Below are 23,561 nucleotides of genomic sequence, written 5' to 3'. Positions count from 1 at the left end.
TTACGATGCCAAGTTTGTTTGTGGTGATGTTGGGTGGTCGGCATGCAAGAGCCAATACTGAAGTGCATGATGTGGTAATCGCAATAGGCACATCTTTGCAAGAGGTAATTCCACAGCTCAAACAAGCTTGGTTTGGTGAAGCCAACGGTTTACATATCGATGCTTGGGCACAGATTTCAGGTGTGCAATCGCAAGGTGTGAATTATCAAATTCTGTTTTCTGATGCAGCGCCTTCTGCCTCGGATGAAAAGCTCTATTTGATTAATCTGGGGGGATATTCAGCGGACATCTTTGGTGAGTTGCATCATTATCACTTGGTTGTTGCAACAGATGCTATAATTGCAAAACAGCTAGGTAAGCAGTTTATTGGGGTGGATTGGCATAAGCCGCATACCGATCGTGTGATCGATGTGGATGACTGTCTCCCGATTGATCATGTTGCAGGGCGTTATATTCATTTGGTTCAAGGCGAGTTTAACCCCACCATTTGGGAAAATACCTATTTACCGATTTGATCCTTCTTAACGAAAGCTTAACTTTAAGAAAAAATTATAAAACGTTGCCAATCTCGTATATAGCACTCTCAAATTGCAACTTTTTTGTAGCACTATTTACAATTCGTCCGATTAGACTTAAAACTCAAATAAAACTCTTTGGAGTAATAAAAATGGGTCTGTTAGATGAAGTAGGTAAAATTGCGGGTGCGATTGTCGCTGAACAAGGTGTCGATAAATTGGATCCAGATGCGGGTTTTCTAGAAAAAGCGGCAAGTGCTTTTGCTGGCTATGAAGCTGCAAAAATTGCTGAAAATAAATTAGAAAATCATGATAGCGACGAGCAGGAGTCTGAACCGGCAAGTGATGATGACGCCTAATTCAGTGTCTTGGTTATTCAAAGTTCAAATATATTTAAACGAGTAGTGAAAAACAGGGAGGCAAAGGCTTCCCTGTTTTTTATTCTATGTGTAATCAAGGAATTACTTTGATTCGATCTGTTTTGGGTGCAGTTAGTGGAGAATATTGAGCGACATATTTCTCTAACGCATCAATATCCTGCCCACCACCAACTGGATTTTTCCCTTCTTTTAAGACGGTAAAGTTATCACCACCATCGGCAAGGAAACTATTTACCGTAACTCGATAGACCTTGCTGTCATTTAACGCTTGTCCTGCAACTAAAATATTGCTGGCACGTGGTGAAACCGAGCTGTCTTTCTTATAGGAATAACTGAGCTCTTTCGATGGTTGCAAGATACGTACTGTTCCAGTATTGGCACCTGACCATTGTTGTTCTAACACATCACGAATTTGTTTGCCTGTCAGGCTGACCGTGACAATCGAGTTGCCGAAGGGCTGTACAGTAAAAACATCGCCAAAAGTAATCTGGTTGCTACTGTTCACCAATAAATCGGCACGTACACCGCCTGGGTTCATCAGGGTAAAGTCTGAACCTTGATTACTTGCACTCAAAGCCATCGCTTGTTGCGCATCGGCAATTAAATTACCCAGTGCACTTTCACCGCTTTCGGTTGCATTACGATTAATAACACCGTTGGCTGTGCCGACCACACGTGCTGAAATGGTGGTGACTGCTTGACGATATTTATCTAAAATCGCTTCAATGCTTGGCGTTTTATTAAATTTCTCATACAGATTGGTCAAGTTTACTGTGGTTGCGCCAGAGCTATAGGCTTCACTTTGAACAGGGACTTGTTTGGCATCTTTTTTAATCACATGACCTGTTTTGCCATCCAGTTCTAACTGAATATTGGTAATAATCGTGCCATATTGCCCCGCAGAAGTCAGCAAGAATGGTTTTTGTGGATTCTTGGTCGCGTAATCACAAATATATGATTGATGGGTATGACCTGAAACCACCACGTCAACCGCAGGGTCTAGGCGATCCAAAATACCGAGTAGTGGGCCACTTAAACCATCGCAAGTCTTCTTATTAAATTTAGTACTTGGGGCAACACCTTCGTGCACGACAACTACAATCGCTTCAATTCCTTGTTTCTTTAATTCAGGAATTAAGGCATTGACGGTATCCGCTTCATCCTGAAAGTCGACATCTTTGATTCCTGCCGCCGATACGATACTTGGCGTAGCTTTCAAGGTCATCCCGATAAAGGCAACTGGAATACCGCCATAAGTTTTGACTTTATAGGCAGGGAACAAGGTTTTCTTTGGATCAGCCTTCATGGAGACATTGGCTGCCAAGAAATTAAACTTTGCACCCTCGAATTTGGGATTGATTTGACAAGGTTTGGCACTGGTGTACTGCTGACAGCCACCATTTTGCAAACGACGTAATTCATCTGTTCCTCGGTCAAACTCATGATTTCCCACTGCATTGAAATCAATCTGAATGTCATTCATGGTTTCAATGGTGGGTTCATCTAGGAACAGAGAGGAAGTGAGTGGTGAGGCACTAATCAAGTCACCTGCTGACACGACGGCATTGTTTGGATATTGCGCGCGTAGTTTTTTGATGGCATCGGCAAAATAACTGACCCCTCCGACTGGGATACGTACTGTTTTGCTGTTATCACTTGGATCATCGGCTTCAATAAAGCGTTTTGGTGGCTCTAAATTGCCATGAAAGTCATTGAAAGCAAGGATGTTGATACTTTGATTTTTGCGTTCAACGGTCGGTGTCTGGTTATTATCATTGTCGTCATTACACGCCGTTAAAGCCAGCATCATGAGACAGAGTACATTTGCTTTTAAGAGTCGTTGAGTCGTCATGTTTTTTGATCGAGTGGTATAAGATTGTTTTTTAAAATAAAACTTCTGTATGAATCTTTGATGAAATTATGAGCTAAAGAAGTTTATTAATCGCTTGGATTTATCGGGGGGAATGTGAATTAAGTTGCACTTCTTTATATAGAAATAGTAGTAAATTTGATCACTTACAGTCTATTATGGGCGTAGATGCGACCTCGCAATCATGGAATATAAAATGGATTTAATACAAGCCAATGGTCAACCGCGTTATGGACGTTTTGAGCAAGTACCTTCTCGTATTAACTTGGATGACTATGTCTATAAAACGCCTTATGGTCAGATACTCAAAGGCTGGCGCAAACAACTTAAATATAAGAAATTTAAATTCTGTGGTTTGCAGCACGCAAATTACAGTATAGGTGTCGCAATTGTCGATCTATCCTGGGCGGGTCATGGCTTTTTCTATGTCTATGATCATCAGTCTGAAAAAGTGATTGAATGGAATGCAATTCAGCCACTGGCATTAAAAACACAACTGGATGAACAGCCTTTATTTAGTCAAAGCTCTTTTAAAAAATCGGCTTATCAATTCGATATGCAGCATGCCAATGGCGTGCGTTATATCCAAGTCACCAAACATGGTGAAATTCAGTTAAAAGCACGGATTTTTTGCGCAGGTACCGACGCACTCAGTTTATGTAGTCCGACGGGCATTAATGGCTGGACCTATACCCAGAAGCAAACCACGCTGGCAGTTGAAGGATTCTTTATGAGTCCTGATCAACAACAGATTGAATTCAATGCGCATAGCCTTGCTGCATTAGACGATACCTGTGGTTTCCTACGTCCTGAAACGGCTTGGTTTTGGTTGTCTTGCCAGTTCCGTGATGCGCAGGATCGTCGGATTGGATTGAACCTTGCTTCAGGAGTGAATGAAAGTTTTGGTAATGAAAATGCCTTGTGGGTCAACGGGCGTTTGTATCCTTTAACCGATGTGCTATTCGAACAGCAAAATGAAAATACTTGGTCGATTCGCTCATTAGGTGGCTGTTTAAACTTGATGGTAGAAACAGGTTGGTGCCGTTTTGAAAATATTAACTTGCGCCTAATTGGCAGTCAGTTTAATCAATGGCAGGCCAAAGTCAGTGGGACGATTGCGCATGACCAAGTCGAATTAGTGGTATTAGATAGCCAATATGGTTTGTTAGAACAACATTATGCGAAGTGGTAATAACGAAAATAAAAATCCCCTCAATCGAAAGGGGATTTTTTAAGGAAGTGATTTAAAGCCCTGCTTGCCAAAAAGCCTCACCTGCGGCAATCGGATCATTGGTTTTGGCCAAAGTGTCAATCCAGACATCGTATTGGCGAATCACCGGATGCTGATTCGGATGAAAATCTTTTTTAAACCAGTCACGATATTGCGCTCTTTTTGCGGTTAAAATACCGTTACGACCAAAGAACCACGGCAAGCCTTTACGTGCCATATCAAAACGTTGTCTTAAGTTGAAACCATCGGTTTTGAGCATTACATCAGTACGATACAGGGTAAAACCAAACATCATCACGGTAGTAAAGACCAAGGCAAAACGACGAGTTGTTTCAGGCACTTCGCCAACTTCTCGCATTACATCAAAAGCCACATCCCGATGTTCCATTTCTTCGATGGCATGCCAGGCAAAAAGTGCACGGACAAAAGGATCTGCTTCGGCCAATGTTGCTTTTTTACTGTAAAAGGTATCGGCCATCAGTGCAGTTAGATGCTCGGCTGCTGCAGTCATGGCAATGTTGTATTGAGGAGAGCGATTTTTCAGTTCAAATCGAAAGATTTTCTTTAAGCGGGCAGTGAACTGTTCTACAGGCATGCCCTGATCTTTCATGATCTGGTTCATTTTGTCATGGGCAAGACCATGTTGCGCTTCCTGACGAATAAAATCAGCCACACGTTCCTGTAAGTCTGGATCATCAATTTTATCGCGGAATAAACGGACACATTCAATAAAATAACGCTCGCCATCAGGAAAGGTCAGGCTCAATGCATCAAACATACGGGTGCGGAATGGATCACCTCCAAACCAGAAGCGTGGTGCTTGATCGAGATGGAAGTCCAGTTTGGTTCTGACTACCGGATCAACTTGATAGGAAACATGTGCATTCATCGTGACTATTCCTTGTTTTTCTTCATGTACTCAGTATGGAAAAACTCCGATGAAATGTTTTGACAGTTACAGCCAAGTTTTATACAAATAACGACAGATCGGGATGAGATTGGCGTATGTCAGTTAAAATAATAATCGGATATCTGCGTTTGTTTAATCGCGTACTACAACAGGAACAAGTTGATTTGTCTAAAGTTGTTGCACCTGAGCTTTGGCAAGCCTTTCAAGCCTGTTTAGAAAATCCAGATGAAAAAGACTTTGATGTCGAACGCTATGCCTTACTACTACAGGCCGCTCAGCCGCACTTCACTCGTCCGATTACTTTGGTGCTGGCTGAACATGCCAATCTACAAGATTTGGGATTGATGGGCTATTTGGCATCGACCAGTATTGACTTGCAGCAAGCATTGCAATTATTGCAACGTTATTATTCTTTGGTGTTTAAACAAACCAATTTAGAACAGCTTGATGTACAACAGTATCCTGAATATATTCAAATTATTTGGAGCGCATCCTATAGCGACTATCGGGAAATGTATGAGCTTAATCTGGCCTTGATCTTTAAAATTGCGCAGTCGATTGTGCAAGATGCTTTAGTGCCACCGCAGATTATTCAATTTGGCTATGCACCGCATACAGCACTTTATCATTTTGAGAAATTTTATGGCTGTCCGATCCAAATTCAGCAAGGACAGTATGCCATTCGCTTTTCCAATCAGATTTTAAAGGCAAAGAGTATTGCCGCAGATCAGCAACTGAACCATGTGTTATCGACTCAAGCACAGCAGTCATTGAACAGTGTTAGTTCTTTTGAAGTTCAACAGCAGCAATTTCGTCAGAAAATACATGCCTTTATTGAGCAAGGTGTATTGCAGCAGGAAGAGCTGTTGCAGCGTTATGTCGCGAAACGCCTGCATTGTTCGGAACGGACTTTACAACGTCAGCTTAAAGCCTTTGAACTGAATTTTCAGGATGTGCTGGATCAGTATCGCTTGGAACAGAGCAAGCTGTATTTGCAGCAAGGGAAGTCTTTTTCTGAGATTGCGGAGCGGTTGAATTATGCTGATCAGAGTGCGTTTGGACGGGCATTTAAGCGTTGGACAGGAGTTACGCCTAAGCAGTTTTTAAAATCTCTTTAGATTTTAAATATAGCGCTAGGCTTGATTTAAATTATGGTATGAAATGTGATACGCGGAAATGTCATCCACAACCTGCGTGGTTTTGATAATGTTTTGTTTCTGCGAAATATAGAAATATATCCAAGAAATGAACCTTGCGGAGCTTCAATCGCTCCTCATGTGGATGACGGATGCCTTTGGTTACTTTGGGCTAAACCAAAGTAACTCGCCGAAGGCATATCCTAGAATACGATGAGAACTAGGAGGGACGTCCTTATGATCATTGTTAATTTCAACAGATGAATAAAGAACTTATAACACGCTGTATTATTTTAACGTGTTTTGAGGCGTGGATAATTAAAGACAATGGCAAGCACTGCACAAACCGCAAGAATCCAGCAATAATAAATATTGCCAATCAATTCAACAGGTGACAGTTTGGCAATCGAGCAGGCCAAAAGCAGCTGCGCGCCGTAAGGGATAATCCCCTGAATGACACAAGAAAAAATATCCAGTAATGCGGCACTACGTTTTGGATCTACCCCATATTCTTTCGCCACTTCACGTGCCATATCACCCGATAAAATAATCGCAACGGTATTGTTGGCCACAAATAAATTCGAAAAGACCACCAGAAAGCTGATGCCCAGCTCACCAGCACGTTGTTTGCCAAATTTGAATAGGCGGGTAATGGCATAGATGCGTTGGATCAGCCACTGCAAACCACCTTCTTTTTGCATCAAGGCAGATAGTCCACCCAGCAACATGGAAAGTAATGCCACTTCAAACATGCCAACAAAGCCATCATAAATCGCACTGTTCAGTTTAAGCAGGTCAAAATCTGGCTTTTCAATCAGTCCCATCAAGCCGGATAAAATCACGCCGATCATCAGCACTGCTAATACATGTAAACGGGTAAAGGCAAGAAAAAATACCGCGACATAAGGCAGAATCAGCCAAATATCATAGGGCTTGGATTGAATCGCTTCTGCTTCATGACTCATGAAGATATAGACCAACAAGGTCATGATCGCGGCAGGGAGGGCAATCCAGACATTGACCCTGAATTTATCTCGAAGTTCAACATTCTGGCTACGGGTTGCAGCAATCGTGGTATCTGAAATCATGGATAAGTTATCGCCAAACATGGCGCCGCCGACGACTGCACCAATAGCATAGACGGGTGCAATATCTGTGGCTTGGGCGAAACCAAAGGCAATGGGGGCACAGGCTGCAATGGTACCCATAGAGGTTCCCATTGCGGTCGCAATAAACGCAGCAATGATAAACAGCATGGGTAACACAAATTCTGGCGAAATCAGTGACAGCCCTAACTGTACGGTTGCATCGACACTGCCAATGGCACTGGAAACACTGGCAAAAGCTCCTGCCAGCATAAACACCATAAACATTAAAATCAGATTGGGATGACTGGCACCTTCTAAGAACTCCTCAATGGCGGCATTGAGTTTTTGTTTATACAGCAGTAAAGCTAAAATAACGGCTGGAATCGCGGCTACAGGTGCTTTGACCTGATAAAAGGCAAATTCTGTCCCGATCATTGAATGATAGACACCACTCCCGAGAAAGATGATCAAAAATACCAATAGCGGTAGCAAAGCAAGAGCACTGCTTTGTACTTTTTCCTGAGAGTGGGCAGACATAAAAAATAAAAAGAAAACTTAAAAATTGCGGCTAGTATAAAGGAGCTTGGCCGATTTCTAAAATGTCATGTAATCAGCCTGAAATTAGGAAGCTTTGATCATTGAGAAAAAACTCAAAATATAGATAAATGTACACGAGGCGTTGTAAGTCGCAAGATTCACAGTCGCAATCACGTCAAACTCTGTTCAATGAACAAAAAATAGCGTTACAATGCAGTGTTTTTGTATGACTACAAACAACTCCTCAATTTATATAAATCAAGGAAAGCATAATCCTATGTCACGTCTTGCCACTCGTTTTGAACAGCTTAAATCTCAGCAACGTAAAGCGCTTGTTTCTTATGTGATGGCAGGTGATCCGCATCCACAGGTGACTGTTCCCTTACTCCATCAAATGGTGGACGCAGGGGTCGATGTCATTGAACTGGGTCTTCCATTTTCTGACCCAATGGCAGATGGTCCTGTGATTGCTTTAGCCGCTGAGCGTGCTTTGGCAGGTGGAACCAATACTTTAGATGCATTGGATATGGTGAAAGCCTTTCGTGAAAAAGATCAAACGACACCTGTTGTTTTGATGGGATATTTAAATCCTGTCGAAGTGATTGGTTATGACAAGTTTGTGGCTTATGCGAAAGACTGTGGTGTTGATGGTGTACTTTTGGTGGACTTGCCGCCAGAAGAGTCAGAACAATTAGGTGAAGTTCTTAAACAAAATGGAATGGATCAGATCTTCTTGCTTGCGCCAACCTCAACCGATCAACGTATCCAGCATGTGGTCAATCAAGCCAGTGGCTTTGTTTACTACGTGTCACTGAAAGGTGTCACTGGTGCAGCCACTCTAGATACCTCCGAAGCTGCAGCACGTATTGCAAAAATTAAGTCTAAGACCAATGTGCCAGTGGGCGTCGGTTTTGGAATTAGTGATGCAGCGTCTGCAAAAGCGATGGGTCAGGTTGCTGATGCCGTGATTGTAGGAAGTGCTTTCGTTAAATCTTTTGCGACATTGCCAGCCGATCAAGCTGCGCAACAGACGGTGAATAAAGTGAAGGAGCTTCGAGCTGCGCTCGATGAGTTAGTATGAGTCAAGAATTAACATCAGGGAAGGTCCTTAACCCTTCAACACCTTGGACGGAACGTCATGTCCCTGGTATTCAGGTTGCAGATCAACAGCAGACATTCAAAGCGACCTTTACTGAGCCAACGATTGAGTGCCCAGAATGCCATGCATTAGTGACACGTACTGCAATGTCATTTAATGCTTATGTGTGTCCACAGTGCGATGAGCACTTACATATGCGTGCGCGCGATCGTTTGAACTGGTTCTTTGATCAGGTCAACGCTGAGCTAGGTCAAGAGTTTGGAGCCAAAGATCCCTTAAAGTTTGTAGATAGCAAACCTTATCCAGATCGTATTCGTGAAGCACAAGACAAAACCGATGAAACCGAAGCACTTGTGGTGATGCAGGGCTCTTTAAAAGGTCTAGATCTCATTGCGTGTGCCTTTGAGTTTGATTTTATGGCAGGTTCAATGGGAACTGTGGTTGGTGACCGTTTTGTACAAGCCGCTGAGCGTGCGATTGCCTTACATCAACCGATGATCTGTTTTGCTGCTTCGGGCGGTGCACGTATGCAGGAAGGCATGTTGTCTTTGATGCAAATGGCGCGTACTGCTGCGGCAATCCAGAAAATGAAAGATGCCCGTGTTCCTTATGTCGTGGTATTGACTCATCCTGTATATGGCGGCGTGACCGCTTCATTGGCCATGCTCGGTGATGTCCATATTGCTGAACCGAAAGCCATGATTGGCTTTGCAGGCAAACGTGTCATCGAACAAACTGTGCGTGAAAAACTGGAAGAACCATTCCAACGTGCAGAATACTTGCTTGATCATGGTGTGGTCGATCAAATTGTTCATCGTCATGCATTACGTGATACTGTATACAGACTTGTTGCAAAACTGATGAACTTACCTTGAAACCGCACGCTCCACATTCAACGGATACATTAACAACATGGCTCGATTATTGGGGCCATGTTCATGTTACAGGCATTGATTTAGGTTTAGAACGCGTTATTCCTGTTGCTGAAAAGTTGGATGTAATGCAACCTACGGCCAAAGTATTTACTGTTGCAGGTACCAATGGCAAAGGCTCAACCACAACCACTTTAGCTGCGATTTTAAATGCACAAGGTTATAAAGTCGGTCTTTACCAATCGCCGCATATTTACCGTTTTAATGAACGGGTAAAGCTGGCAGGTGCAGAGGTCGATGACCAAAGTCTGGTAGATGCGTTTGTTTTAGTCGATCAGGCCCGTCGTGAATGTGGATTAAGTCTTTCTTTTTTTGAAGCAACCACGTTGGCTGCTTTTGTTATTTTTAAACAACAACAATGTGATGTCTGGGTACTCGAAGTTGGTTTGGGTGGCCGTCTTGATGTCGTCAATGTGATTGACCCTGATATTGCCGTGATTACCAACATTGGCTTAGACCATGTTGATTGGTTAGGTGATACCGTTGAAAAAATTGCATTTGAGAAAGCTGGCATTATTCGTCCGAATATTCCCGTGGTATTTGCAGGGCAGCAGCAACTTCCACAAGCTATTCAAGATAAAGTGAATGAAACCCAAGCGCAATTATACGCTTTAGATCGTGATTATTTTTATCAGCTCAATGATGACGGCGAAACATGGTCATTTGCATCGTCGGGTACAACTTTAAAACTTCCTGTTGGTCAGCTTGCGCTAGAAAATATTTCAACTGCTGTGGCTGCGGTATTGGTGAGTGGAGTTGAGGTTTCTCAAGCAGCAATTACCACCGGTATTCAACAGGCACGCTTGCAAGGCCGTTTTGAAATACGCCAGATTCAAGATAAAACGGTCATTTTTGATGCAGGCCACAATGCGCATGGCGTCGAATTTTTATTGAAGCAGTTGCGAAAATTCTTAAAATACAATAAACAGTACACAGAAGTTGTTGCTGTATTTTCAATGTTGGCCGATAAAGACATTCCATCGGTCACTGATTTACTAAAAACAACAGTAAAAGATTGGTTTATTGCTAATTTAGATGTGCCTAGAGCCGCACCAGTGCAACAAATCCAAGAAGCATTGCAAGGGCAACAGGTGTATGAGTTTGGCAGTATCCAGCAAGCGTTTGGAACTGCGCTGAAACAAGGTCATAACAATCAGCTGATTTTAGTCTGTGGTTCGTTTCATACTTTAGAAGCGGTCTGGGAGTATTTAGAAGAATGTCGATGAATAACAAGCAACGCTGGATGGGTGGCGTTGTTCTATTAGGTGGTGGTGTTTTATTGGCAGCATTACTTCTGAAAGGTAATCAAGAAATAGAGCAAGATCAGACTCACGCGCCCGTTACTCATCCGATTCCCAAAACAGAGTCTAAGCCAAAAACAGCTCAGCCTGCTCAAGACAGTGAAATGGTGTCATTACAGCCTTTGGCCGTTGATGTTGAAACTGAAAAACGTTTGCTGGAAGAACAACGTCGTTCGCGTGAAAAAGCGGTTGCAGAACAAGAAGCACGTGCTGCTGAATTTTTAAAGATGCAGCAGCAAGCGGAAGCAGCGGCAGCACGTAAGGCGGCAGAGGAATACGCGGCGATTAACGCGCGTCGAGCAGCGGCTCAGGAAAGTTCAGACAATATTCCACCAGAGCTTGTTGAAGATGAAAAAGCCAAGGCACAGCGCCTTGCAGAAGACAAACGTAAAGCCGATGAAAAGAAGCGAATTGAACAGCAAAAAAATGATCAGCAGAAATCTGATACTGACAAGAAGTTAGCCGAAGACAAACGTAAGGCTGAAGCTGAGAAGAAAGCAGCAGAGGAAAAACGTAAAGCTGAAGCTGATAAGAAAGCGGCGGAAGACAAACGTAAGGCTGAAGCTGAGAAGAAAGCAGCAGAGGAAAAACGTAAGGCTGAAGCAGACAAGAAAGCAGCAGAAGACAAGCGTAAAGCTGAAGCAGACAAGAAAGCAGCAGAGGACAAGCGTAAAGCCGAAGCTGAGAAAAAGGCTGAAGCAGAAAAAGCACGTGATCTCATGGAAAATGGCGATAAGAAATGGATGGTGCAAGTCGCATTGGCTGCGAACCAAGCCAATGCCGATGCTGTGGTGTCTAAATTACGTGCTAAAGGCTATAAAGTAACTACTAGTCCGACTTCGAAAGGAATTCGTATTATGGTTGGCCCAGCCAAAGATCGTGATATTGCGGATGCAACCCGTAAGAAGATTACTTCTGATGAAAGCTTGAATATGAAATCGGCTTGGGTGATTGACTGGGTTCCACTTGACCAGCGATAAGTAAGACTCTTTGGGTTCGTGGACTAAGAAGATGGATTCGACAGTTGTTGTTGAATCCATTTTACATTTTCAGGGCTGAATAAAGGATCAATGTTTTTCCAGATCACATGGAAGCCGTAACCACCTTGTTTCATTTCTTTCACTGCCTCATCAATGGACCAGTTTTCAAAAATAATACGGTACATGGCAATGGTTGCCCCAGTACGATCAGAACCGTGATAGCAATGTACCAATACTTTTTGATTATTTTGTTTGGCCGTTTGGATGGCACGCATTGCTTCTAATAAGTCTTCACGATTGATCGCCCAAGTATAAATGGGAATATGCACCAGATTAAAAGGTTGATCTTTTAAAACTTTGGCATCTTCATTTCTAGAACGTAGATTAATGACGGTCTCAATTTTATATTTCTTCAAAATAGGGATCAATTCATTACTGGGTTGGTCACTGCGGAACACATCATTGCTAATTTGATAAAAATTATGCGTTGGTGAAATGAGCGTTCCCCAGTTTTTAGGACGTTGCTCACCATCTAGGCTAGGATGTTTCATACAACCACCTAAGCTAAGTATTGAAATGAGCGTAAGGGTAATGAGCGTTGTTTTCATATTATTGATAACGATTGAATTCGACTGGATCATGCGCACAAATTAACTCAATGCTTGGCTCTTGTTGAGCGAGATATTGTAACTGTTTGAGGTTGTGCAAACGCAGTCGGTTATCTTCAGCCAATAAACGTTCAGTCAGGTTGAGGGCTCTCAATTTATTTTTCGGATTGAGCTCCAGATGGGTGTAGTAGGCATCACCACAAAATAACATCCAACCATCCACTTTTTTGATCGCAATGCCACAGTGCCCAGCCGTATGCCCGATTAGGGGAATCATTAAAATCTCATCGTGAAATAAAGGAAGCCCTTGGACTTTTTGCAGGTTAAACCATGGCTCGCCATCGTTGTGTTCAGCAAAGTTCCAATGACGATGCTGTTTAAATTGTTCTGTTTTATAGCGCAATTTTCCCTTAGTTGTGAGTAATTGGGTGGCATTAAACTCCGCAGCTAAGAGATGTATGGTCGCATTGGGGAAATCGGAAATTCCACCAGCATGGTCAAAATCCAGATGAGTCACAAAAATATGTCTGACATCACTTGGGTTAAAACCGAGTTGCTGAATTTGCTGAATGGCGGTCAGTTTGAGATTCGGCACAATCGAACCGAATTGTTTCAGTAAACGGCCTAAGCGTTGTTCGGTATGTAAATAATCTTGTGTACCTAAGCCTGTATCAATCAATACCAAGCCTTGATCCGTTTCAACCAAGAGGCAATGGCAGACCAAGTGGGCTTTCCAGCCCTTTTGTCCGAACAGGGGAGCGCAGACTGGACAAAAACTTCCGCAATGAAGATGGTGAATGTTATAGATCATGATGCTGTTTTTATTCTGTAGCGGATCGAATTATTCTTATAACGTATTGATTAAAAAAATACCAAAATAAATTTAAGCGGTACAGAAAAAGCCTATTCAGAGAATAGGCTGAGATGCATGTTATTCAATCTTGATTGGATTTATTTATTACAGATGCGATTGCGCTTTAATTTCTTAACTCACAGCATAGCTGTTCATCTTCTTGCGAAGCTTCAGTCGCTTCTCAGGAACGAGCGTTGCTCGTTTGATCCTCACTCAGGCTGGGGCGTGAGTCTTAGATAAGGTTTGACGGCTTTATAGCCTTTCGGAAAGCGTTGTTTGATTTCTTCTTCATCTTTCAATGAAGGCACAATCACCACATCTTCACCTTGCTGCCAGTTCGCTGGTGTTGCCACTTTGTGGTTATCGGTTAACTGTAGTGAGTCGACGACACGCAGCACTTCATTAAAGTTACGACCTGTTGAAGCTGGATAGGTAATAATCAAACGCACTTTTTTATTTGGATCAATAATCACCAATGAACGTACAGTTAAGGTCTCACTGGCATTTGGGTGAATAAATCCATATAGTTCAGACACCTTGCGATCTTTGTCGGCAATGATCGGGAAATTAACTGTGGTATTTTGTGTTTCATTAATGTCCTGAATCCAGCCTTTATGTGATTCGACATCATCCACTGAAAGGGCAATGGCTTTTACGCCGCGCTTGTCAAACTCATCTTTTAACTTTGCAGTGTAGCCGAGTTCGGTGGTACAGACTGGGGTGTAGTCCGCAGGATGGGAAAAAAGGATTCCCCAGCTATCACCTAAAAAGCCATAGAAATCAATGTCGCCTTGGCTTGATTGTTGCTGGAAATTCGGGGCGGTATCGCCTAAACGTAATGTCATGATCAGTCCTCTATACATTCTTTATGTTTTCTATCTGTTTCCAATATGCAGGATCTACTTTATAAATAAAATTATTGTTTTTGTATTTTATTATGAACTTTTGAGATATTGATTATTGATCTTGTTAAAAAATGAGCAGAAATTCACATTCAAATCGATGTAAGTTAAATGCAAATTTGCTACATTAACGCATCTTTAGTGATGTGACGTCAGAATCGCCTCGCAGATTTTTTTGCCTGTTTGAATGCAAAGCACTTGTAGTTCTTATTTCTGACTCCATAATAACAGCTAAGAAAAAATTAACCGACCTAGGGTTTGTTGTTATTGACAAACCTTATAACAAACAGGATTAGAGAGTTTATTCATGTTGGCAAGTCTGATCGGAGGTATCTTCGGTACAAAAAATGAGCGTGAGCTCAAACGCATGCGTAAAATTGTTGAACAAATCAATGCGCTTGAACCGACGATATCTGCTCTTAACGATGCAGACCTCTCTGCAAAAACTCCAGAATTCAAACAGCGTTTTAGCAATGGCGAAAGTTTAGATAAATTAATGCCAGAAGCGTTTGCGGTGTGTCGTGAAGCAGCAAAACGTGTCATGGGCATGCGCCATTATGACGTGCAGCTGATTGGTGGTATTACCTTACACGAAGGTAAGATTGCCGAAATGCGTACAGGTGAAGGTAAAACCCTGATGGGTACTTTGGCCTGTTATCTGAATGCATTGAGCGGTCAAGGCGTTCACGTGATTACCGTGAACGACTACTTGGCACAACGTGATGCTGAGTTAAACCGTCCATTATTCGAATTCTTAGGCCTTAGCATTGGGGTGATTTACTCGATGCAAATGCCAGATGAAAAAGCACAAGCCTATACTTCCGACATTACCTACGGAACCAACAACGAGTTCGGTTTCGACTATCTTCGTGACAACATGGTGTTTTCTCTGCAAGAGAAAAAGCAACGTGGTTTAAGCTATGCCATCATCGATGAAGTCGACTCAATCTTGATTGACGAAGCACGTACGCCGTTGATTATTTCAGGCCAAAGTGAAGATTCATCTCATCTTTATCAGCTGATTAACAGCATTCCTCCAACATTACGTCCACAGAAAGAAGAAAAAGTGGCTGATGGCGGACATTTCTGGGTCGATGAGAAACAACGCTCAGTTGAAATGACTGAAGTTGGTTATGAAACAGTTGAACAAAAACTGATTGAAATGGGCTTGTTGGCTGAGGGTGAGAGCCTGTATTCAGCAACCAACCTGAATTTGGTACACCATGTCACCGCTGCAATTCGTGCGCATTATCTTTATCAAAAGAATGTGCATTACATCATCGGTGTGAATCCACAGACGCAGAAAGAAGAAGTCATTATTGTGGATGAAAGTACGGGTCGTACCATGCCAGGTCGTCGCTGGTCTGAAGGTCTGCATCAAGCGGTTGAAGCCAAAGAAAACATGGAAATTCAACCTGAAAACCAAACCCTTGCCACCACAACTTTCCAGAACTATTTCCGTCTGTATAAAAAGCTTTCAGGGATGACCGGTACTGCCGATACTGAAGCTGCGGAAATGAAAGAAATTTATGGCTTAGACGTTGTGATTATTCCAACACACCGTCCAATGGTTCGTGTCGATCATAACGATTTAATCTATCTAAACCGTAATGGTAAATACACCGCGATTATTGAAGAAATTACCAATATTCGTCAGCAGGGTGTTGCACCGATCTTGATTGGTACAGCAACCATTGAAGCCAGTGAAATCTTGTCTTCTAAGTTGCTACAAGCTGGTATTCATCACGAAGTCTTGAACGCAAAACAACACGAACGTGAAGCGGATATTATTGCGCAAGCGGGTAGTCCGAATGCGGTAACAATTGCCACCAACATGGCAGGTCGTGGTACCGATATCTTGCTGGGTGGTAACTGGAAAGCCAAGCTTGCCAAAATTGAAAACCCGACCCCTGAAGACGAAGCCCGTTTACAGGCGCAATGGGAAAAAGATCACGAAGATGTTTTAAGTTCTGGTGGTTTACATATCATTGGTTCTGAGCGTCATGAATCACGTCGTATTGATAACCAGTTGCGTGGTCGTGCTGGTCGTCAAGGTGACCCAGGTGTATCACGCTTCTATCTATCACTTGAAGATGACTTGATGCGTATCTTCGCAGGTGATCGTGTGGTTGCCATGATGCGTGCAATGGGCTTGCAAGAAAGTGAAGCTATTGAACATAAAATGGTCAGTCGTTCAATCGAAAATGCACAGCGTAAAGTTGAAGCACGTAACTTTGATATTCGTAAGAACTTGTTGAAGTACGATGATGTAAATAACGAACAGCGTAAGATCATTTATTCACAACGTGATGAAGTTCTAGCTGAAAGCACACTTCAAGACTATATCGAAGAAATGCATCAGGAAGTGGTGAAAGGTTTGATTGCAAACTTTATTCCACCTGAGTCGATTCATGACCAATGGGATATTGAAGGTCTGGAAAGTGCCTTACATAGTGATTTAGGTATCGAACTTCCTGTACAGCAATGGTTAGACCAAGATCGTCGTTTGGATGAAGAAGGCTTAGTGGCTCGTATTTCTGATGAAGTCATTAATCGCTATCGCCAACGTCGTGAGCAAATGGGTGATGAATCGGCAGCAATGCTTGAACGTCACTTTATGTTGAACTCACTGGATCGTCATTGGAAAGATCATTTGGCTGCGATGGATTATTTGCGTCAAGGGATTCACTTACGTGGCTACGCACAGAAAAATCCTGAGCAAGAATACAAGAAAGAAGCCTTTAACTTGTTTGTAAATATGTTGGGTGTGATCAAGTCCGATGTGGTGACGGATTTATCTCGTGTTCATGTCCCGACGGCAGAAGAATTGGCAGAACTTGAAGCACAGCAACAACGTCAGGCGGAATCGATGCGCCTTTCATTTGAGCATGATGATGTCGATGGTTTAACGGGTGAAGTGACTGTTTCTGAGGAAACGGAAGGATTTGCCAATATCAATGAATTCCCTGTGCCTGAGAGCCGCAATGCACCTTGCCCGTGTGGTTCTGGTTTAAAATACAAGCAGTGTCACGGCAAAATCTAGGCAGCGACATAGGTTGAGCTAAAATAAAAAAGCAGAGCATGAAGCTCTGCTTTTTTTACGAGAATTTACTTGAGTCTAGGCACGCTTTGTAGTTTCATAATTGCACTTAGAGATCTTGATTGAGTTCGCATTAAAAGCGGGAAGACAATGAAAAAACCATTACAACTTTTAATTTTGGCAAGTGTTGCAGTATCGGGTTTTGCATTTGCAGATGATGCGCCACAAACCACAACAGTGGATAAAGTACTGGCAGCAAAGGGTAGTAATACCGCTGAAGCACAAGTCAAACGTGAAGTGACCACCGTCATTAGTCCACGTACTGGTATTCGCTATACCTTGGGTGACACTGAGAATCGTCCAATCGTAATGCAAACAGCCGCTATTGCACCTGCAAATTCAGCAAATATTAACCGTATTGTGGCATCAAACCCTGCATTGTCAGCACAAAGCCAAGAGAAGGCGAAGATTGCTCTCATTGGTGAAGCAGCTGTTCAAGCGGCGAATGCTGCTGCGGCCCAGACAAGTACACAAACAGCAAAAGCAAATTAACATCAGTGTGTTTTCCATAAAAAAAGAGATGCATTAGCATCTCTTTTTTTATGGAAAACACAGTAGCTTATAGAAGGCTTGGCAGCAAAATCAAGCCAATCAGGATGGCAAATAGTAACCATTTTGACACATAGTACAGCGGACGGTTACGCTCTTTTAGGCCACGGCCATAATGATGTACTGCATAACCATATTTAAAAATACGGTTAATAAAACCAGTCTTGTCTTGATCATCATTGGGCGAGCTTGCAGCAGACATGACATTGCGGCCAAACCAGTGATTAAACCGCTGTGCCCAGCCCCATTTCATTGGACGCTCAATATCACAGAACAAGATAATACGCGTTTCATCAGTTTTGTTTTCTGCCCAGTGCACATAGGTTTCATCAAACACGGTGGCTTCGCCATCTCTCCAGCTATAGCGTTCCTGATCGACTTCAATAAAACAATCATCGCTATTCGGTGTTACCAAACCAAGATGATAACGGACAGAACCTGCATAGGGATCACGATGTTTACCTAAATAACTCCCAGACGGTAGTTCAGTAAACATTGCCGCTTTGACGGAAGGAATACTTTCTAATAAAGCAACTGTTTTTGGGCAAAGTTGTTGCGCAGAGGGATGGCTGTCTTGATACCATTTCAGATAAAAGCGCTTCCAGCCTCGTTTAAAAAAGGTATTAAAGCCTGCATCATTATTTTTTTCAGAGGCTTTGATTTGATTCTGGAGCTGAATTGCTTCTTCACGAATCACTTGCCAGTTATCTTGCAATGGTTTGAGTTCTGGAAACTGCGCCACATCGAAGAAAGGCTGGTTTGGCAACTTGGAAAAGCCAGTCATAAACATGTTGATTGGCGCTAAAAATGTCGAATGGTCAAATAATTGTCGAGATGCTTTTAAGCGCTCTTTACCGCGTAGATAGGTATATAAAAAGCTGATTAAAAATACGGCAACGATAATCACTGCGTACATAACACAATCGTCTAAGAAAAATGAAGGCGATTATTTTAGCATAAAAAATATTTGGATGAATGCTATCCTAAATGTAACTTTATAAGATAAAAATGATGATTTAAATGGTAATTCAGATGGTCCAAATTGATATTGTATAGACCATCTGAATAAAGATTCTAAATATGATTATTTACATCTTCATATTTAGTTTCACGAATCATTAAAAATGCAATCAGGGAGAGGATTGAAGCAACACTGAGATATAATCCAACTGCACCAAGCCCATAACTTTCTGCCAATTTTGTTGCAATGTAGGGCGCAAAGGATGCCCCAAAAATACCAGCCAGATTAAAGGTTAATGCAGAACCTGTATAACGGACGGAAATTGGAAAAATCTCAGATAAGACCGTACCAATTGGCCCATAGGTTAGGCCCATAATCGAAAGACCAATACACAGGAACAAGAACACTAAAATTGGACTACCTGAACCTAATAGCGGAGCAAAACATAATCCGAATAGGGCAGAAAGAATACACACCGCAATCGACGTATTTTTACGACCGAATTTTTCTGCCAAAATTGCCGACAGTGGAATAAAGGCGGCAAAACATAGGGTCGCCACCAGTTGTAACACAAGGAAGTCGCCCCGTGCATAACCAAGTTTAGTGGTTCCCCAATTCAGTGCGAACACAGTGGTCAGATAGAACACCACGAAAGTACAAATGGCAGCAATGGTGCCAAGAATCAGCATGGGTAAGTGTTTGGTCATGACTTCTTTAAAAGGGACATTCACTTCTTTTTGCTTGTTTAATACTTTTTGGAAGGCTGGGGTCTCATGCAGTTTTAAGCGAATGTATAAACCGATCAAGACCAATGCTGCACTGGCAATAAATGGAATACGCCAGCCCCAGGTCATAAAGGCTTGTTCCGACATAAAAGCATTCAGTAACAGAAATGAACCCGTGGCAAGGATGAAGCCAAGCGGCGCACCCAACTGCGGGAACATACCATACCAAGCGCGCTTGCCTTCTGGCGCGTTCTCAGTGGCAAGCAGTACGGCACCACTCCATTCACCACCTAAGCCTAAACCTTGGCCTAAACGGCATAGGGCAAGCAATAATGGGGCAGCGAGGCCAATTTGTGCATAGGTCGGAAGTAGACCGATACACACGGTAGAAATTCCCATCGTGAGCAAGGCTGCAACCAGCGTGGCTTTACGTCCGATCCGATCACCAAGATGTCCAAAGAGTGCTGCACCAATGGGACGAGCAATAAAGGCGATGGCAAAGGTTGCCAGTGATTTGAGTACCGCAGCGCCATCGCTACTTTCAGGGAAAAATAAATGTGGAAAAATCAGAACAGCAGCTGTGGCATAGATATAAAAGTCAAAAAACTCAATCGTGGTACCGACAAGGCTGGCAAATAATACCCTTACTTTTGAATTACTGGCCACTTCTGGGGTGGCCGTCGTAGTGCTCGACGACATACAAGACCTTCATGTTATTTATTCAAGAACATATAGGGGCTGCGGCCATTTCACTTTACGAGCTATAGCTCTCATTGCGACAGTGGGAATTTTTTAGGCGGTAAAGGAATGCCTTGCGAAACTTAGTCATTCTAAGTAAGCAAGATATAACGCAGTAACGGCAAAAATATCCCTGTCCTTGAGCTTCGCCTTGCACTGCAATTAAAGCAGGGCTTTGCTCTTGCTCAGGGTTATGGCTAAAACTTCTCTAAACTGCGTTATGAAACTTGACAAGGGGATACCATTGCCTGCGTTTCATACCTTGTTTATGTCGTTTTAGCCAATAACGCAATGTATGGATGAAACGTCAACAGCCCCTAATGACTGTCTTGAAAAATTCCTTTTGAATGTGCAGTTTTACTTCGAAAACTTAATGCTATATATGGACTTATAATACATAACAATAGATTGCCAAAAAGTGTAATCCTGCCCCTAATAGCACAAAAACATGCCAAATTGCGTGGGTATATCTTACCTTTTTTAAGGCATAAAACAATGTGCCGATGGTATAAGCCAATCCCCCTGCAATCAGCAGTTGTACCGCTTCTTTAGACAGGTAATGTTGCATATCATCCATAACCAAAACAGCCAGCCAACCCATGACTAAATAGGCGGCTAAAGAAAGTTTTTGGAAGCGATGAATGAAGACCAGCTTAAACAGTGTACCGATCAGGGCAATGACCCATAAGGCAATCAGTAAATAATGCGCTTTGGCCGTTGGAATGGCGATACTGAGAAAAGGGGTATAGGTGCCTGCGATCAGATAGTAAATCGCGGTATGATCCAGTTTCTTGTACCAATAACGTTTGCGTTCGTCTTGGGCAAAGTGATACAGCATGGAACTACTCAGTAATAATACCAAGCTAAAGCCATAGACCCATAAACTGATCCATTGTCCCAAAGGCAGGCCATAGCCTTTGATGATCAAAAAGACTGAGGCAATTAAAGCCAGTACTGCGCCAGCCCCATGACTATAGGCATTCATCAGTTCTTCTTTGGGGTCATAGTCCAGTAATGTGTTTGTGTTCATCAGGCGCAGTCATATTGCATAAAAATACAACTGTATCGTAATGCAATTTCCCTTTTAAAGTAAGACGCTTTAAAATTTAGTTTCTATTTGTCAGGTTTTCATTATGTTTGCGCCGAATTTTTCTTTTGAACAAGAACAGCAGTTTTTCTTGGATATCCAGCAATCTATTGAAAATAAAAGCTTTGATCGTCTGATTTTGAGTCAGTACAAAGGCGAAATGGCGCAATTAGAAAAGATGACCTTCCGTGTGATTGAGTTACAGGGTCAGGCAAGCTTGTCTTGCTTATATCATTACACTACACAAGACATGACCAAAAACTATGCGATTGATGAAGGTTTAGAAAAAATTGCTGAGCTATTGAACCTGTCTAAGCAAGCCAATCTATTCACTTCTGATCAAGATGTTCAACTGAAGAAAAATAAAAAGAAAGCCATGTTGAATACTCAGAAAAAACAAGTGTCAACCCTCAAAGTTGAACAGCAGCATGATCGTGAAAAGCAACGTTATGTGCAACAGCAGAGTCCATTTTTAAAACATCTGGGGATTACCGATGAAAAAGGACACATCATTCCAAGCATGGCACGTAAGTGGAAACAGATTAATAAATTCATTGAAATCTTTTCACATGCCTATGAGCAGATTGATGCATCGCAGCAAGAATTGAATATTGTCGATTTTGGTTCAGGAAAGGGCTATTTGACCTTTGCCTTATATGATTATCTGCAAGCGCAACAGAAAACCCCGTTAATCACGGGCGTTGAGCTACGTTCAAACTTGGTTGAGTTTTGCAAGAACGTCGCTGATCAAGTCGATTTTAACCATCTTGATTTTTTTGAAGGGGATGTGCGGAGTTATCAACCTGAAAAGCTGGATGTGATGATCGCTTTACATGCCTGTGATATTGCCACTGACTTCGCCATTCATACCGGTATTCGTCTGAATGCGTCAATGATTATGTGTGCACCATGTTGCCATAAGGAACTCCGTCCACAGCTGCAAAGCCCAGAGGTGTTACAGCCAATGTTGCAATTCGGAATTCATGCGGGGCAACAGGCGGAAATGCTGACCGATACTTTGCGTGCCTTATTGCTAAAAGCCTATGGTTATGAAACTAAGGTATTCGAGTTTGTCTCTTTGGAGCATACCAGTAAGAATAAAATGATATTAGCGACCAAACGCAAACAAATTCAACAGCCCGATGCCAAGATTATGCAGCAGATCCAAGCTTTAAAAGCCATGTATGGTATTGAAAAACAAAGTCTGGAATTATTATTGCAAGATCAAATGCCCATCGAGAATATTGGCTGTAAGTGCTAATAGCATGAATTGATTGCTGGATAAATCTAACGATATCAATCAATATGGGTTGATATCGTTACTTATGCGATAGGGTTATAAATAAAAATTGAAGAATAACAAGTCGAGTCATTCCAATGATGAAAAACAAAATTTATCTCGCTGTTTTGCTCTTGGTCTTCTCCAATTTAAGTAAAGCAAAAGAATTTGAGAGTCCACTCAATCAGAAGGGAGTCGTCAGTTTTAATCCTTCAACACAAGCCAGAGTCCGTTTATATGGTCAAAATGGTCAGCAAATATATATGCAGCATACTTTTGATTGTAAAAATAGAAAACAGGGCATACGTGAAAATTTAAGTGGCTACGGGGCATGGAATGCTTTTAAAACCTATACTCGAATCAATATGAATTATTCGATTGGTATGCCACGAACAATCATACAAAAGGACATTGAGCAGAATTTTAATACCTATCAGATGGTGACCTATAAGGAATATGTGGTGACTGCTAATCAACCGATCAGCCTGCATGGATTTGTAGTAGGTACAGAGCGTACTACAGGTAAAGCCAAACTGGTCGATGGATGTGAGAATACGGAAGCTTCATTTAAGCCACAAGCAGGCCGCGAGTATGAAATATTGGGAGAAAATGAAAACCAGAAATGCCAATTCAAGGTCTATGACTTAGAATCGAGACAACTGGTTTCTGTCTCAGAGCAAGCCTATATCTGCCCAAAAGATAAGTGGAAGTTTTGGGGGAAAGGTGAGTAATAATTAGCGCTTTAATTTGGGAAGACAGATGACAAACTTCGCGCATGAG

21 protein-coding genes are annotated in these 23,561 nt (G+C 42.3%); 12 read left to right on the top strand and 9 right to left on the bottom strand.

Annotation, left to right across the window (positions count from 1 at the left end):
- The first annotated feature begins 5 nt into the window (after positions 1 to 5).
- Both F895_RS01485 and F895_RS01490 read left to right on the top strand, forming a co-directional pair.
- A complete protein-coding gene (locus tag F895_RS01485; RefSeq protein WP_005244199.1) occupies positions 6 to 515 on the top strand; it encodes a DUF1543 domain-containing protein in 510 nt (169 codons plus the stop codon).
- 152 nt (positions 516 to 667) lie between these two features.
- Positions 668 to 874, top strand: coding sequence for a hypothetical protein (locus F895_RS01490; RefSeq protein WP_005244197.1), 207 nt, complete (start codon positions 668 to 670; stop codon positions 872 to 874).
- Positions 875 to 968: 94 nt separating this feature from the next.
- Here F895_RS01490 and F895_RS01495 read toward each other — a convergent pair whose 3' ends face one another.
- A complete protein-coding gene (locus F895_RS01495; protein WP_005244195.1) occupies positions 969 to 2,747 on the bottom strand; it encodes a bifunctional metallophosphatase/5'-nucleotidase in 1,779 nt (592 codons plus the stop codon).
- A 214-nt stretch (positions 2,748 to 2,961) separates the two neighbouring features.
- Between F895_RS01495 and F895_RS01500 the strand changes: the two genes are divergently transcribed.
- On the top strand, positions 2,962 to 3,957 hold the full coding sequence (locus tag F895_RS01500) for a DUF2804 domain-containing protein (protein WP_005244193.1): 996 nt from the start codon (positions 2,962 to 2,964) through the stop codon (positions 3,955 to 3,957).
- Positions 3,958 to 4,009: 52 nt separating this feature from the next.
- Here the strand turns inward: F895_RS01500 and F895_RS01505 are convergent, their stop codons facing one another.
- Positions 4,010 to 4,885 carry a metal-dependent hydrolase gene (locus tag F895_RS01505; RefSeq protein WP_005244192.1) on the bottom strand — a complete coding sequence of 292 codons (876 nt, stop codon included), beginning with the start codon at positions 4,883 to 4,885 and terminating at the stop codon, positions 4,010 to 4,012.
- 116 nt (positions 4,886 to 5,001) lie between these two features.
- Here F895_RS01505 and F895_RS01510 point away from each other — a divergent pair, with 116 nt between their 5' ends.
- Positions 5,002 to 6,024 carry an AraC family transcriptional regulator gene (locus F895_RS01510; RefSeq protein WP_005244190.1) on the top strand — a complete coding sequence of 341 codons (1,023 nt, stop codon included), beginning with the start codon at positions 5,002 to 5,004 and terminating at the stop codon, positions 6,022 to 6,024.
- Between the two features lie 311 nt (positions 6,025 to 6,335).
- Here F895_RS01510 and F895_RS01515 read toward each other — a convergent pair whose 3' ends face one another.
- Positions 6,336 to 7,667, bottom strand: a complete 1,332-nt coding sequence (locus F895_RS01515; protein ID WP_005244186.1) for a Na+/H+ antiporter NhaC family protein — start codon at positions 7,665 to 7,667, stop codon at positions 6,336 to 6,338.
- Positions 7,668 to 7,944: 277 nt separating this feature from the next.
- Between F895_RS01515 and trpA the strand changes: the two genes are divergently transcribed.
- Genes trpA through F895_RS01535 form a run of 4 tightly spaced genes read left to right on the top strand, consistent with a single transcriptional unit; the run spans position 7,945 to position 11,979 of the window.
- Positions 7,945 to 8,748 carry a tryptophan synthase subunit alpha gene (gene trpA, locus F895_RS01520; protein ID WP_005244184.1) on the top strand — a complete coding sequence of 268 codons (804 nt, stop codon included), beginning with the start codon at positions 7,945 to 7,947 and terminating at the stop codon, positions 8,746 to 8,748.
- Positions 8,745 to 9,641, top strand: a complete 897-nt coding sequence (gene accD / locus F895_RS01525) for an acetyl-CoA carboxylase, carboxyltransferase subunit beta (RefSeq protein ID WP_005244181.1) — start codon at positions 8,745 to 8,747, stop codon at positions 9,639 to 9,641. The genes trpA and accD overlap by 4 nt, the downstream gene beginning before the upstream one ends.
- A complete protein-coding gene (gene folC / locus F895_RS01530) occupies positions 9,638 to 10,924 on the top strand; it encodes a bifunctional tetrahydrofolate synthase/dihydrofolate synthase (RefSeq protein ID WP_005244179.1) in 1,287 nt (428 codons plus the stop codon). The genes accD and folC overlap by 4 nt, the downstream gene beginning before the upstream one ends.
- Positions 10,915 to 11,979: an SPOR domain-containing protein gene (locus tag F895_RS01535; RefSeq protein ID WP_005244177.1), complete on the top strand. Its 1,065-nt coding sequence runs from the start codon at positions 10,915 to 10,917 to the stop codon at positions 11,977 to 11,979. The genes folC and F895_RS01535 overlap by 10 nt, the downstream gene beginning before the upstream one ends.
- A gap of 23 nt (positions 11,980 to 12,002) precedes the next feature.
- Here the strand turns inward: F895_RS01535 and F895_RS01540 are convergent, their stop codons facing one another.
- The 3 genes from F895_RS01540 to F895_RS01550 all read right to left on the bottom strand — a co-directional run bounded on the left by F895_RS01540 (position 12,003) and on the right by F895_RS01550 (position 14,285).
- On the bottom strand, positions 12,003 to 12,587 hold the full coding sequence (locus F895_RS01540; RefSeq protein WP_026040136.1) for a dual specificity protein phosphatase family protein: 585 nt from the start codon (positions 12,585 to 12,587) through the stop codon (positions 12,003 to 12,005).
- A 1-nt stretch (position 12,588) separates the two neighbouring features.
- The gene (locus F895_RS01545) at positions 12,589 to 13,398 is read right to left on the bottom strand and encodes an MBL fold metallo-hydrolase (protein ID WP_005244173.1); all 810 of its coding nucleotides are present in this window, start codon (positions 13,396 to 13,398) and stop codon (positions 12,589 to 12,591) included.
- A gap of 251 nt (positions 13,399 to 13,649) precedes the next feature.
- On the bottom strand, positions 13,650 to 14,285 hold the full coding sequence (locus F895_RS01550) for a peroxiredoxin (protein WP_005244172.1): 636 nt from the start codon (positions 14,283 to 14,285) through the stop codon (positions 13,650 to 13,652).
- A 364-nt stretch (positions 14,286 to 14,649) separates the two neighbouring features.
- Here F895_RS01550 and secA point away from each other — a divergent pair, with 364 nt between their 5' ends.
- Both secA and F895_RS01560 read left to right on the top strand, forming a co-directional pair.
- Entirely contained in the window at positions 14,650 to 17,385 is a 2,736-nt protein-coding gene (gene secA / locus F895_RS01555) for a preprotein translocase subunit SecA (protein ID WP_005244171.1), read from the top strand.
- 147 nt (positions 17,386 to 17,532) lie between these two features.
- Positions 17,533 to 17,934 (top strand): hypothetical protein, encoded by a 402-nt coding sequence (locus F895_RS01560; protein ID WP_005244170.1) that lies wholly within the window; start codon positions 17,533 to 17,535, stop codon positions 17,932 to 17,934.
- 67 nt (positions 17,935 to 18,001) lie between these two features.
- On the opposite strand, the gene lpxO is transcribed toward F895_RS01560, so the two are convergent.
- From lpxO to trhA, 3 genes are all read right to left on the bottom strand, one after another.
- A complete protein-coding gene (gene lpxO, locus F895_RS01565) occupies positions 18,002 to 18,907 on the bottom strand; it encodes a lipid A hydroxylase LpxO (protein WP_005244168.1) in 906 nt (301 codons plus the stop codon).
- A gap of 158 nt (positions 18,908 to 19,065) precedes the next feature.
- A complete protein-coding gene (locus F895_RS01570; protein WP_005244166.1) occupies positions 19,066 to 20,376 on the bottom strand; it encodes an MFS transporter in 1,311 nt (436 codons plus the stop codon).
- Positions 20,377 to 20,803: 427 nt separating this feature from the next.
- On the bottom strand, positions 20,804 to 21,445 hold the full coding sequence (trhA, locus tag F895_RS01575) for a PAQR family membrane homeostasis protein TrhA (RefSeq protein ID WP_005244165.1): 642 nt from the start codon (positions 21,443 to 21,445) through the stop codon (positions 20,804 to 20,806).
- A 103-nt stretch (positions 21,446 to 21,548) separates the two neighbouring features.
- Between trhA and F895_RS01580 the strand changes: the two genes are divergently transcribed.
- Together F895_RS01580 and F895_RS01585 are read left to right on the top strand one after the other, a co-directional pair.
- Positions 21,549 to 22,763 carry a class I SAM-dependent methyltransferase gene (locus F895_RS01580; protein WP_005244163.1) on the top strand — a complete coding sequence of 405 codons (1,215 nt, stop codon included), beginning with the start codon at positions 21,549 to 21,551 and terminating at the stop codon, positions 22,761 to 22,763.
- Positions 22,764 to 22,879: 116 nt separating this feature from the next.
- The gene (locus F895_RS01585) at positions 22,880 to 23,512 is read left to right on the top strand and encodes a hypothetical protein (RefSeq protein WP_005244156.1); all 633 of its coding nucleotides are present in this window, start codon (positions 22,880 to 22,882) and stop codon (positions 23,510 to 23,512) included.
- Positions 23,513 to 23,561 lie beyond the last annotated feature (49 nt).

The organism is Acinetobacter sp. CIP 64.2 (assembly GCF_000369645.1).
In the GTDB taxonomy this organism is placed as follows: Bacteria; Pseudomonadota; Gammaproteobacteria; order Pseudomonadales; family Moraxellaceae; genus Acinetobacter.
The sequence above is the reverse complement of the archived record's forward strand: the minus strand, read 5'-3'. Positions and strand labels throughout refer to the sequence as shown.